12 protein-coding genes and 1 tRNA gene are annotated in these 11,125 nt (G+C 48.4%); 4 read left to right on the top strand and 9 right to left on the bottom strand.

Features of this window, described 5'->3' with window-relative positions; translation table 11 throughout:
* Positions 1 to 165: 165 nt before the first annotated feature.
* Positions 166 to 1,188 carry a phosphate acyltransferase PlsX gene (gene plsX / locus AC14M5_RS10305; RefSeq protein ID WP_484029576.1) on the bottom strand — a complete coding sequence of 341 codons (1,023 nt, stop codon included), beginning with the start codon at positions 1,186 to 1,188 and terminating at the stop codon, positions 166 to 168.
* Between the two features lie 67 nt (positions 1,189 to 1,255).
* Between plsX and AC14M5_RS10300 the strand changes: the two genes are divergently transcribed.
* Positions 1,256 to 1,337, top strand: a tRNA-Leu gene (locus tag AC14M5_RS10300).
* Between the two features lie 99 nt (positions 1,338 to 1,436).
* Here AC14M5_RS10300 and AC14M5_RS10295 read toward each other — a convergent pair.
* The 4 genes from AC14M5_RS10295 to AC14M5_RS10280 all read right to left on the bottom strand — a co-directional run bounded on the left by AC14M5_RS10295 (position 1,437) and on the right by AC14M5_RS10280 (position 4,799).
* On the bottom strand, positions 1,437 to 2,198 hold the full coding sequence (locus AC14M5_RS10295; protein ID WP_484029575.1) for a dimethylarginine dimethylaminohydrolase family protein: 762 nt from the start codon (positions 2,196 to 2,198) through the stop codon (positions 1,437 to 1,439).
* Positions 2,198 to 2,956, bottom strand: a complete 759-nt coding sequence (locus AC14M5_RS10290; RefSeq protein ID WP_484029574.1) for an amino acid ABC transporter ATP-binding protein — start codon at positions 2,954 to 2,956, stop codon at positions 2,198 to 2,200. The genes AC14M5_RS10295 and AC14M5_RS10290 overlap by 1 nt, the downstream gene beginning before the upstream one ends.
* 28 nt (positions 2,957 to 2,984) lie before the next feature.
* On the bottom strand, positions 2,985 to 3,833 hold the full coding sequence (locus AC14M5_RS10285; RefSeq protein ID WP_484029573.1) for an amino acid ABC transporter permease: 849 nt from the start codon (positions 3,831 to 3,833) through the stop codon (positions 2,985 to 2,987).
* Positions 3,834 to 3,902: 69 nt separating this feature from the next.
* Positions 3,903 to 4,799 carry a transporter substrate-binding domain-containing protein gene (locus AC14M5_RS10280; protein WP_484029572.1) on the bottom strand — a complete coding sequence of 299 codons (897 nt, stop codon included), beginning with the start codon at positions 4,797 to 4,799 and terminating at the stop codon, positions 3,903 to 3,905.
* A gap of 167 nt (positions 4,800 to 4,966) precedes the next feature.
* Between AC14M5_RS10280 and AC14M5_RS10275 the strand changes: the two genes are divergently transcribed.
* Both AC14M5_RS10275 and AC14M5_RS10270 read left to right on the top strand, forming a co-directional pair.
* Positions 4,967 to 5,377 (top strand): SCP2 sterol-binding domain-containing protein, encoded by a 411-nt coding sequence (locus tag AC14M5_RS10275; protein ID WP_484029571.1) that lies wholly within the window; start codon positions 4,967 to 4,969, stop codon positions 5,375 to 5,377.
* 75 nt (positions 5,378 to 5,452) lie between these two features.
* Entirely contained in the window at positions 5,453 to 7,270 is a 1,818-nt protein-coding gene (locus AC14M5_RS10270; RefSeq protein ID WP_484029570.1) for an aldehyde ferredoxin oxidoreductase family protein, read from the top strand.
* 220 nt (positions 7,271 to 7,490) lie between these two features.
* On the opposite strand, the gene AC14M5_RS10265 is transcribed toward AC14M5_RS10270, so the two are convergent.
* Positions 7,491 to 7,889, bottom strand: coding sequence for a VOC family protein (locus AC14M5_RS10265; RefSeq protein WP_484029569.1), 399 nt, complete (start codon positions 7,887 to 7,889; stop codon positions 7,491 to 7,493).
* Between the two features lie 6 nt (positions 7,890 to 7,895).
* Positions 7,896 to 8,264: a helix-turn-helix domain-containing protein gene (locus AC14M5_RS10260; protein ID WP_484029568.1), complete on the bottom strand. Its 369-nt coding sequence runs from the start codon at positions 8,262 to 8,264 to the stop codon at positions 7,896 to 7,898.
* Positions 8,265 to 8,457: 193 nt separating this feature from the next.
* On the opposite strand from AC14M5_RS10260, the gene AC14M5_RS10255 reads away from it, so the two are divergent.
* Positions 8,458 to 10,008 (top strand): NAD(P)H-hydrate dehydratase, encoded by a 1,551-nt coding sequence (locus tag AC14M5_RS10255; protein WP_484029567.1) that lies wholly within the window; start codon positions 8,458 to 8,460, stop codon positions 10,006 to 10,008.
* A 167-nt stretch (positions 10,009 to 10,175) separates the two neighbouring features.
* Here the strand turns inward: AC14M5_RS10255 and AC14M5_RS10250 are convergent, their stop codons facing one another.
* Together AC14M5_RS10250 and AC14M5_RS10245 are read right to left on the bottom strand one after the other, a co-directional pair.
* Positions 10,176 to 10,820: a CatA-like O-acetyltransferase gene (locus AC14M5_RS10250; RefSeq protein ID WP_484029566.1), complete on the bottom strand. Its 645-nt coding sequence runs from the start codon at positions 10,818 to 10,820 to the stop codon at positions 10,176 to 10,178.
* Between the two features lie 40 nt (positions 10,821 to 10,860).
* Positions 10,861 to 11,125: hypothetical protein (locus tag AC14M5_RS10245; RefSeq protein WP_484029565.1), on the bottom strand; the 265-nt coding region annotated here is incomplete at its 5' end.

The following is an 11,125-nucleotide window of genomic DNA, read 5'->3' as shown; positions in this document are numbered from 1 at the left end:
GAGTATGATCAAGGCTCCAATACTTGTCCATTGGCCGATGATGCCATTTCGTTTGATGAGTTTTTCGTTTTTAATTATTTTCATTTAGTTTTTTGCCGCTTATCTATAGATTTCTAAACCTGTTAGAAGAAATTATGAGCAAAAACATAATTCCGGTTTAGGTATTTATGCGGCACTCCGTAAACTCTCTTCAATTGCAGATTTCATTGCGTCTAATACTTTTACATCTACGGCATGTTTTGCCACTCGGACAGCGTTCTTGATGGCAAACGCATCTGAACGTCCATGGCCGATAAATACGAGCCCGTTGACGCCCAGCATGGGGGCTGCGCCCTGTTCACTGGGGTTAAGTAATTTTTTGATCTCGCCGAGCGCTGGTTTTACCAGGAAACCGCCGATCTTGGTGACAATGCTTCCATTCTTTATGATCTCGCGGATTTTATCCGTGATCAGTTTGGCGACTGCCTCGGAAGACTTGAGCATAACGTTTCCTGTAAAGCCGTCTGTAACAGCTACATCCACTTTTCCGCCGATCACCTCTTTGCCTTCCACGTTACCGTAATAATTTAATTTGGAGGCTTTGAATAATGGGGAGGCGGCCTTCACTAACTCATTGCCTTTGCCTTCCTCTTCTGCGTTGGATATCAGGCCCACCTTGGGACTTTTCACGCCGCGTACTTTTTCGGCATAAATGCTTCCCAGGATGCCGAACTGTAAAAGATTCTCTGGTTTGCAATCCGGGTTTGCCCCAATATCAAGAACCACACAAGTTCCAGTGGCGGTAGGGAAGATCGGTGCAAGGGCAGGGCGGTCTACGCCGCGAATGCGTCCCAGCCTGAATAATGCTGTCACCATGCCTGCGCCTGTGTTCCCTGCGCTGACGAAGGCGTCGGCCTCACCATTTTTGACAAGGTCAATGCCAACCGCCATGGAAGTCTTTGCATCCTTGCTTCTTGCTTTCAGGACAAGGTTTTCACCTTTATCTTCCATGGTCAGCATTTCTGGCGCATGGACAATGCGTAACTTCAGTCCGCTTGTATTTTGGGATTCAAGCAGGGGTTTAATCAGCGCTTCATCGCCAACCAAAATGATTTCCACTCCATATTCTCGTGCTGCAAGAACTGCACCTTCTACATCAGGTGTAGGAAAAGTATCGCTACCCATTGCATCTACGGCGATTCGAGCCATGTAATTTCTCCTGTAGTATTATGTTCTTGACAAGAAAAGCAAGCCGATTATAATACGCCCTGTTCTTGCGCTGGTGCTGGAATTGGCAGACAGGCACGCTTGAGGTGCGTGTGCCGTAAGGCGTGGAGGTTCAAGTCCTCTCCAGCGCACAAGAAATCCCCGTAAATAATATTTCGGGGATTTTTATTTTCCGCTTCATGCCCGACTTTCAAATTGTTTCTGCACTGACGCATTGCCCAAGCCCCTGCTCATTCTATAATTAAACTGCAACAAGTAACCGCTCCCTCTGCTTTTGCCAGTTCATCAACGTTGACGGTTGCAAGTTTGAAGCCTTTTTGTTCAAGTTTTTCCTGCGTTTTTGGAAATGTTGTGGGGAAGATGATAATGTCTTTCACAGGCAGGCAGTTGGCTGCAAACGGTTCGGATGGATCAACCTCGATCAAATCGTAACCTTTAAAATGTGAAGGGTTGACCCAGTTTTTGTTGATAAGCAAAGTCTTGTCATCCACACGAGTGACAGCCGTTTTTAGATGCAGACAGTCGGTTAATTCAACGCCGGTCACTTTGTAGCCATAATTATCCAAGAGGTTTTGTAACTGGTTGACAGCCTCTGGTGTACTACGAGTGGATAAACCGATGTAGATGTTTTTTCCGAGCACAAGCACGTCGCCACCATCTACTGTGGCAGGTGCAGAAACGTGTGCCAGTGGACGATAGGGAGATAAGGCCCGGATGATGGATTCCGTTTCAGGTTTGCGAGAATCAGCTCCGGGCCGCGTAATGACCGCCACTTCTGGCAAAATGAAAGCTGTATCCTCTACGAAGACTGAGTCGGGTAAATCCGCTTCTTCCGGTAATTCAATTACCTGACATCCAATCTTTGAAAGCGCCTGGATGTATTCGTGGTGTTGAGCGCGGGCAATGTTGATGTCAATTGGGGTGCGGTCAATGTGAGTGATCTCACACTCATTGAAGCGCGGACTGACCTTGCGGGTGATGGCGACAACCATTAATTACCGCCAGTACGATAACGAACGATGAGGGCCTCTGTACGTGGGTCTTTCGGGGCGTTGAAGATTTGCTCCGGTTTGCCGTCTTCAACTAATTCGCCTTCTGCCATTACGAGAACACGGTCTGCCACTTCGCGGGCAAAACCCATTTCGTGTGTGACTACGATCATGGTCATGCCTTCCATGGCAACTTTTTTCATTACGTTTAATACTTCGCCGATCAATTCAGGGTCAAGCGCGGATGTTGGTTCGTCAAAGAGCATAACCCTCGGCTCCATAGTGAGAGCACGGGCGATGGCAACACGTTGTTTTTGTCCGCCGGAGAGGCGGTTGGGATACTCATCTTTTTTGAATATCAACCCAACACGATCTAGGTTTTCCTCGGCGAGCGCAATGGCTTTTTGACGATCCATGCCTTTTACGATAACCGGGCCCTCGATCACGTTTTCCAACACGGTCATGTGCGGGAAGAGATTGAATTCCTGAAAGACCATACCTGTTTTCAAGCGGACATCATGAACCAATTGACGGTGATGCTTTCCTTTTTCGCCGCCTTCCACTCTGATACCATCAACTTCAATGGTTCCGTGAGAAGGTTCTTCAAGAAAATTAATGCAACGCAATAAGGTGCTTTTGCCTGATCCACTGCGGCCAATTAGGCAGACCACCTCTCTTTCGGGCACATCCAGGCTGATATTTTTCAGCACGTGCAGACGTCCGAAATATTTATCGAGATCAGTTATTTTTACTATGGGCATGGGCGCGAATCCTGGTGTTTTATCCATGCTAGCGGTCCCCCTTGGAAAGGCGGCTTTCAAGAATGCCCTGCAGGTAGGAGAGGATCATGGTCATGATCCAGTAAAACATGGCCGCCATGATCAGTGCTTCCAAATTATTTGACTCTGCACGACCGACCCTGGTGGCGCGCCACATTAATTCATGGGCGAACCCGGTAGCCGAGACAAGCGCAGAATCTTTGGTCATGGCAATGAATTCATTGCCTGTTGGTGGTATGGCAAAGCGTAAGGCTTGTGGAAGGATCACGCGCCGCATCGTTTGGCTGGGTGTCATGCCAATTGCCATCGCGGCTTCGCGCTGGCCCTTCCCTACCGAGCTTAACCCTGCACGGAAAATCTCAGACATATAGGCCCCGTAGTTTAGACCCAGGGCAAGCACCCCGGACAAGAGCCCCGAAAGAACGACACCTAATTGCGGTAAGGCAAGGAAGAAAAAGAAAATTTGTAAATAAAGTGGGGTTCCACGAATAAGCGAAACATAAAAAGTGCTGAGAGCATAGATGGGTGGAAATGTGGAAAGCCTTCCAAGTGCTGCAAGCAAGGCAAGGAAAATTGCGAGCATTATGGACATCAGGGAAATCTTGATCGTTTCTCCCAATCCACCCGCAATAAAAGGCAGGTTCTTTCTAATGAATTCAGTATTAAGTTGTATCGCGCTGAAAGTTTTGGACCCGATAGTTATGTTCTGTCCACTGAACAGAACGATCAGAATGAAAAGTAGGATGAACCACGAAATAGCAACATGGGAGCGAAATTGACGTTCTTTGCGAGTTTGAGCCTCGTAGATTAGTTCAGCTTGAGATTTGGGCGGATTTTGTGCTGAAGAAAACATGTTCATCCTGAACTCCCTTTTGAAATAAATAAAGGGAAACGGCCCAAGGCCGTTTCCCTTTATTTTAGTGGAAATTTATTGGACGAGCCCCTGGGTTAGGTCTGTACCGAACCATTTGATCGACAATTCACTCAATGTACCATCACCATGCATTTCCTTGACGATATTGTCTATGGCTTCGACTGCACTTGCTGAATCGAGGCTGGATGCCTTATCGAATGCAACTGCGTTCTTTTCGAGGAACAGGGCATCGCCGAGTTGTTTTACTGCCATGCCTGCCGCAATGTTCGCATCCACGACAGTTTTTGACGTCACATAGGCGACGAAGTCTTCGCGGCCAGCCTCAAGGGCTTGCGGGCATTCCTGGTCGGTCGGTAACTCAACAACCGTAATACCGGCGGGGGCCTGTGCGAAAATATCATCAGGATTAAGATCGAGGGCGCCGTTTACCCAATCTAAATATGTAGTTGCGGTGGCAACACAAACGGTTTGTCCAGCTAATTCTTCGACTGACGTCAATGTAGAATCAGCAGGCACACCCACAACTCCGCTTGGAGCATAGTAGGGAGTAGTGAAGAAAAAGGTATCGGGGCGGGGAGGTTTAATCGTCATTGAGCCCACGCTAATATCCCACTTGTTGGACCAACTCCCTGCCGTGACCATGTCCCAATCTGGGGTGGCGAAACAGGTCTCCACACCGAGGCGTGTGCCAATTTCCTTGGCTACATCGGCATCAAAACCGTCCATTTCCACAGCAGTCAATGCGTCAGCAGGGCACTTTGTTTCCGTTGCGCGAGCTTCGGTGCTGAGGAATGATTGAGGTGCATAGTTCGGGTCGGTGGAGACGAGGATGTATCCACGTTCCTGAATTGCACCGAGCAAGTCGGAACCGCCTGCAGCTCCGCCACCACAGGCAGCAAGTACGAGGGAGGCCACAACAAGCAGGCTGGCCAAGGTCAAAAGTTTTTTCATAATCTCCTCCAAGAGATATAAAAAATTTTTGGCAATTTATTAATTGCCACGGGCTGGATGCCAGCCCGTGCATTAAGCATAGACCATTTTTTCCATTTGTGCAAGGATGTTTATCACATATTTCGTAATGGTACAATTGGCTATTAAAATTTTCTGGAGGCAGGAGTATGGCTGCAACTTTTCCTAGTGAAGAATGGCTGAAGGGATTGGAAAGTAAACTCAATACAGATGAACATTATGCGGATATCGCCAAAAACTGGGAAGGGGATTTGTTGTTCAATATCACACCCGAAGGCAATTTGACCGAACCGCTCACGTTCTATCTGGACTTGTGGCATGGCAAGTGTCGAAAAGTGGAATACAAGCCTGATACATCCGCCTACCCAAGACCCACTTTTATCCTGAATGCTTCCTATAACAATATCACTGCCGTTCTTCAAGGCAAGTTGAATCCCATGACCGCCATGATGACCATGAAGCTGAAGGTTAACGGCAGTATGGGCTATATGATGCGAAATGTGCCCACCGTGCTGGATTTTGTCCGCGTGGCGCAGGAAGTAACAACAGATATTCTCTAATGAGTTGCGGGTTGTCAGGTCTGCAAGTTTTAAATTTAACCTGTCAACTTGTAAACCCGATAGCTTGAAATACGTATGCAACCAATCCTCAAAATTAACCTCACTGATAATACAACTGAAGAGTTCATCATCCCAAAAGAATGGGAGCGTGATTTTCTGGGTGGCGCATCCCTCGCTGCGCGGATTTTATACCCATATTTAACGAAAGAACTGGATCCGCTTTCACCTGAATCTCCCTTGCTTTTTATTAATGGCCCACTCAGCGGAACGAATGGACCAACCACAGGCCGCTTCGTTATCTGTGGAAAAGGGCCTGCCACCGGACTATGGGCCGAATCCAACATTGGAGGCTTTTGGGGGCCTGAACTCCGCAAGGCAGGCTATGACGGCTTGTGGATCACAGGAAAAGCTCAAAGCCCGGTGTATGTCTGGGTCGAAGAAGGCAGGTTCGAGGTCCGTAGTGCGGCGAATGTGTGGGGCAAGGATGTGTACCAGTCGCAGGAAATTGTCAAAGCAGAAATTGGAGTCAAAGGCGCGCGAGTCGCAGTGATTGGTGAGGCGGGTGAGCGTGGCGTTTTGTACGCATCCATTTGCTGTGACCATGGACGAATGGCAGGTAGAACGGGTCTGGGCGCTGTGATGGGTGCAAAGAATCTAAAAGCCATTGCTGTGCACGGGACGAAGAAAATCATGGTCGAGCACGAGGGTCAATATGTGGCTTTGCGTTCAGAGTCGAATCGTATGCTCAGGCAGAGCAATGAAACCAAATTCTTTCACGAGCTAGGCACAGGTGGAACAGCTAATTTTTTTGAGTATATAGGTTCGATGCCGTCGAAATATTATCATCAGGGTTCGTTCCCAAATGTGGATAATATCTCTGGCGCAAAGATGGCCGAATCTATTTTAGTTGGGACTCACGCCTGCCAGGGATGCGTGATCGCGTGCGGACGCGTGGTGAAGTTGGATGATGGCGCGAAACGCAAGGGGCCTGAATGGGAAACGATTGCGGGGTTTGGGCCGAATTTGTTAATTGATGATTTGGCAGAAATTACCCGCCTGGGCGAGTTGTGTGACCGCTATGGTATGGACACGATCAGCACAGCCAATACGATTGGGCTGGCCTTTCATTTATTTGAACTGGGAAAATTAAAGAGGCAGGATACTGGTGGACTTGAGTTGAAGTGGGGGGATGTGCCTGCGGTGAGACAATTGATTCACATGATCGCGCGCCGTGAAGGGATAGGCGGATTATTATCGTGTGGGTCGCGGCAATTTGGCGCAGCGTTTGGCGCGGAAGATGAAGCCGTGCAAGTGAATGGACTCGAAGTTGCCTATCATGACCCTCGCGGGGTTTCAGGGATGGCCCTGTCTTATGCGACCAGTCCGCGTGGGGCGTGTCACAACCAATCGGATTATTTCATGGTGGAATTGGGGCACATCGAAGAACGAGTTGGCATCCTATATTTTGAGCGTCACGCTCAAGCGGAAAAGGCAGCGAACGTCGCGAAACACCAAAATTGGCGCACAGTTTCCAACGCGTTCGTTATGTGCATCTTTGCAACGATTGACCCAAATGAGCAGGTGAATCTTATCAACGCGGCCTGCGGCTACGAATGGACTCTGGATGATATGATGAGATCAGGCGAACGTGGTTGGAATATCAAACGTGCCATCAATAACCGTATGGAGTTGACGGCTGCCAATGACCGACTCCCGAAAGCGCTGCTTGAGCCATATAAGGAAGGCGGCTCCGAAGGTTTTTCACCTGATATTGAAGGAATGCTTTTTTCCTATTACGAAGCTCGCGGTTGGGATTTGGAAACAGGTAAACCTAACAGGGATAAATTGCTTGGATTGGGTTTAGAAGATATAGCGAAAGACTTGTGGGGATAAATACTTGACCATAGACAATTGACGATAGACATATAATAAACCCCAAATCTAATATGGGACGCGGATCAACGCGGAATACGCAGATTCTTTTTTGAATCCGCGTTTATCAGTGTTCGTCCGCGTCCCTTTTGTCTTAAAAAACTCACCCACGAAATATTAATTCGCGGCGAGTTATGTTTATATGCTCGATATCAATTGGATGGTTTTGTCCATCGCTGTCTTATGCGCCAGTCATTTGATAAATCTGAATCAGATTGCCGCAGGTGTCGTTGAAGACAGCCACGGTTGTCGTTCCCATGTTTGTCGGTTCCATCGTAAAGAAAACACCCAGCTTTTTCAGCCTGTCATATTCTTTTTGAATATCGTCGACCTGGAATGCGGTAAAGGGGATTCCATCCTTCATAAGTGACTCTTTGAGCACCTTCATGGCTGGATAATCAGCGTTTGGTTCAAGAAGTAGCTCAGTGCCATTTGGCTCCTGAGGCGAGACTACAGTGATCCAACGCGCTCCATCTCCAAGGGGCATATCGTGCTTTTTCACGAACCCCAAGACCTCTGTGTAAAACTTTAAAGCTTTGTCATAATCGTCTATCGAGACACTGGTTAGTTTAATTTTCATTCGTGTTTATCCTTTCCTCAGAATTTGAGTGGCTTCGTGGCAACCGAGTTCGCGAAACTCGCTGGGAGTGAAGCCGTATTGCTGTTTGAATGCCTTGCTAAAGGCGGAATGTGTGTCGTAGCCAGCGGCCAGTGCAACTTCAGTGATATCCACTGCTCCCATCCGCAGCTTTCGGCCCGCGCGTTCCAAACGTACACGACGGACATAATCGGAAATGTTCTCACCCATGTGAGTTGTGAAGATACGGTGGAAGTGGGGGATGGAGAATCCAGCCACAGCCGCCAATACTTTTCGATTAAGCGGCTCATTGATGTGCTCACTGATATAAAGCTGGACGTTGTTTAAGCGTTCTTGATAACTCTCGACACTTCGCATAAAAGTTGCCATTCTTGAATTATAGTATGCCAGAACGGATGTTCGCTATTTCAAGTGTATCATTTAAGTAGTATAACAATATCAGGCAAATAGTTCATGAAAATTATTGTTCAATGATGTTTACCTTATGATCTTTTAAGATAAACACAAATCACCCCTGTTCGTCTTTATTGATTTGTGGATAATTAATCCTATGAAACTTGTAACCGTTACCCAAATGCGTGCAATTGAAAAAGAGGCCGACTCAAAAAGCCTTTCTTATGCCATGATGATGGAGAATGCCGGGCGCGGCCTGGCGGAGCTTGTCCATGCGTTGGGGCAGGAGCATGGCTGGGATGAGGTCACGGGTTTGGTGGGGGCGGGCAACAATGGCGGCGATACGCTAGTGGCGCTTGCGTGGCTGGCTGAAGCAGGCTGGCGTACACATGCGTATCTGGTCAACCGTAAGCCAAATGATGATGAGCTTATCGCACGTTATTTATCAGTGGGCGGCGAGCTATCTGAATCGGCGCGTGATAAAAATGATGAAGACCTCCATGCTTTTCTTGATCAGTCCCATGTCTTCCTGGATGGAATGTTTGGGACCGGGATCAAGCTCCCGTTAAAGAAAGAGGCGGCACAGGTTCTTGAAAAAATAAATTCCATTTTATCTGAAATAGATCCGCCCATATTTGTCGTTGCTGTGGATTGTCCCTCTGGCATTGATTGCGATACAGGCGAAGCCGCCAATGAAACCATTCCCGCCGACCTTACGATCACGATGGCGGCGGTGAAACAAGGCTTCTTGAAATTACCTGCATTTGAATTGGTCGGTGACTTGCAGGTTGTGGATATCGGCCTGCCAGAAAATTTGGATTCGTGGAATGCGATCAAAACCGAAGCTGCGGATTGGGATATGGTTTCTGCGCTTTTGCCTGAACGAGCACCCGCCTCACACAAAGGGACATTTGGTACGGCTTTCGTTGTGGCTGGTTCCACATCCTATACAGGAGCAGCTCTGCTGGCTGGGACGGCGGCATACCGTGTTGGTGCGGGTCTCGTGACAATGGCCGTGCCTGAGCCTCTACACACCATACTTGCCGGCCATCTGCCCGAGGCGATCTGGCTTTTGCTCCCCCATGAAGATGGATTCATTTCAGGCATCGCATCTGATGATGTGTTACAAAACATCGAGCGTGCGACTGCCCTTTTGGCTGGCCCCGGACTTGGAGATAATCCTTCAACCAGGGCATTCATTGAAAATTTGATTCCGTCCATAAAAATTCCAATGGTTGTGGACGCGGATGGCTTGCGCCATCTCTCTCAGATCAAAGATTGGCATAAGAAACTGTTTGCGCCTGCTGTATTGACTCCGCACCCCGGTGAAATGTCTGTGTTGACAGGTTTATCAAAAGAAGAGATTCAAAGCCACCGCGAAGAAATTGCAGGCAGGTATGCTCAAGAATGGGGGCATGTCGTTATTCTGAAAGGCGCATTCACTGTCATTGCCTCGCCAGATGGGCATACCACCATTATTCCCGTTGCCACGCCCGCCCTCGCTCGTGCCGGCACAGGTGATGTGTTGGCAGGTTTAATTGTCGGCCTCCGCGCCCAGGGATTGGATGCCTATGAGGCCGCCATCGCAGGTGCATTCATCCATGCTCAAGCAGGCTTATTAGCTGCCGAAATCCTCGGTACAACTGCATCTGTCCTCGCCAGTGATGTGTTGGATTCAGTTTCCGATGTGATCGCTGAGTTGGAGTAAACCAAAAGAGATCCGCAGAGTTTCCAGATTGTGTAGACCCTTTTCTGCTGGTTCTGGGGATGTGCGGTACTGCCACAAAAAGAGACTCTCCGAAGGCGCCCCCTAAAACTGCTTGAATATGGCGACAAATCCTACCAGTCAGGTGCGTGTTGTGTTGGGCAGCGCTCTTACACAGCACCTAGCACAACTTCAGGGTGATGTAGGTAATCCTGCACCTTTTCATAAAATCTACCCATGTGGATTCCATCCATGACAGCATGATGCCCTTGTACGCTTAGTGGCATCTTCAATGTGTCGCTCTCCTTGAAGTATTTTCCCCAGGCAAAGCGGGGTATGGAATCCGCTGGGTGCAACTGCATTGGATGGTTAAAGCTCGTGAATGACACCCAAGGTATGGGGCTCATGTACAACACATCATCCTTCTCGGGGTTCTGTGCTAGATCACGATGTGCTTTCACATCCGCAATATTCTTTGCAGCTCTCCTTGCAAACTCAGAAAAATCCTCCGTATACTCAACGGCGCAAAAGCTGAAAATATCTTTGTCAATCAATATTGAAAAACCGGGGTTCACAATCTCGTGTTCAACAACTTGATCCCCTCGTATGCGTTGCCTGAATTCTGGAATCGCATTCGAAGCCCGAGATATGACGTACACCATGGATACGGTAAGCGAATATCCATTGCGCTTCACAAATGGATAAAATGCTGTTACATCGACGTTGACACACATACTGAAGTGGGGGTGATTAAAAGTACTAAATAATCTGAAATGATTGCGTCGAGACCAAGTCTGCATATCAACATAACGCATATTTCACCTCTTGCTCAGTAAGCACACTTCAAATGCATGGTTATATCCAAATTCCGTTGCCCAACGGTTTGCGTTCGCGGAGCACGGCGCTGGGGCGGGGACGGCGAAGCCGTCCAACAGGAAAAATGATAAAGCGTAGTAAACTGCCTGGGATGTGCGCAGAATCCCCAGCGTCCACTGCACGCTGTGTTATTAGAATGAAGTTGCATTGAGGCATGGCAGACAGTATCCTGAAGGAGATGGAAGGTCGGGGACGTGTCTGGGGCAGGAGCGTCAGGGACAGTCGGTTGCGGCCCTGGGATGTC

The sequence above is a fragment of the Candidatus Villigracilis sp. genome (genome assembly GCF_057083605.1).
The sequence above is the reverse complement of the archived record's forward strand: the minus strand, read 5'-3'. Positions and strand labels throughout refer to the sequence as shown.

What these genes read in the sequence shown, in the direction of transcription:
- AC14M5_RS10270 (WP_484029570.1), top strand. Translation starts at nt 5,453, where the DNA reads ATGCAACCAATCCTCAAAATTAACCTCACTGATAATACAACTGAAGAG.
- AC14M5_RS10280 (WP_484029572.1), bottom strand. Translation starts at nt 4,799, where the DNA reads ATGAAAAAACTTTTGACCTTGGCCAGCCTGCTTGTTGTGGCCTCCCTC.
- AC14M5_RS10285 (WP_484029573.1), bottom strand. Translation starts at nt 3,833, where the DNA reads ATGAACATGTTTTCTTCAGCACAAAATCCGCCCAAATCTCAAGCTGAA.
- AC14M5_RS10265 (WP_484029569.1), bottom strand. Translation starts at nt 7,889, where the DNA reads ATGAAAATTAAACTAACCAGTGTCTCGATAGACGATTATGACAAAGCT.
- AC14M5_RS10275 (WP_484029571.1), top strand. Translation starts at nt 4,967, where the DNA reads ATGGCTGCAACTTTTCCTAGTGAAGAATGGCTGAAGGGATTGGAAAGT.
- plsX (WP_484029576.1), bottom strand. Translation starts at nt 1,188, where the DNA reads ATGGCTCGAATCGCCGTAGATGCAATGGGTAGCGATACTTTTCCTACA.
- AC14M5_RS10255 (WP_484029567.1), top strand. Translation starts at nt 8,458, where the DNA reads ATGAAACTTGTAACCGTTACCCAAATGCGTGCAATTGAAAAAGAGGCC.
- AC14M5_RS10260 (WP_484029568.1), bottom strand. Translation starts at nt 8,264, where the DNA reads ATGCGAAGTGTCGAGAGTTATCAAGAACGCTTAAACAACGTCCAGCTT.
- AC14M5_RS10250 (WP_484029566.1), bottom strand. Translation starts at nt 10,820, where the DNA reads ATGCGTTATGTTGATATGCAGACTTGGTCTCGACGCAATCATTTCAGA.
- AC14M5_RS10295 (WP_484029575.1), bottom strand. Translation starts at nt 2,198, where the DNA reads ATGGTTGTCGCCATCACCCGCAAGGTCAGTCCGCGCTTCAATGAGTGT.
- AC14M5_RS10290 (WP_484029574.1), bottom strand. Translation starts at nt 2,956, where the DNA reads ATGCCCATAGTAAAAATAACTGATCTCGATAAATATTTCGGACGTCTG.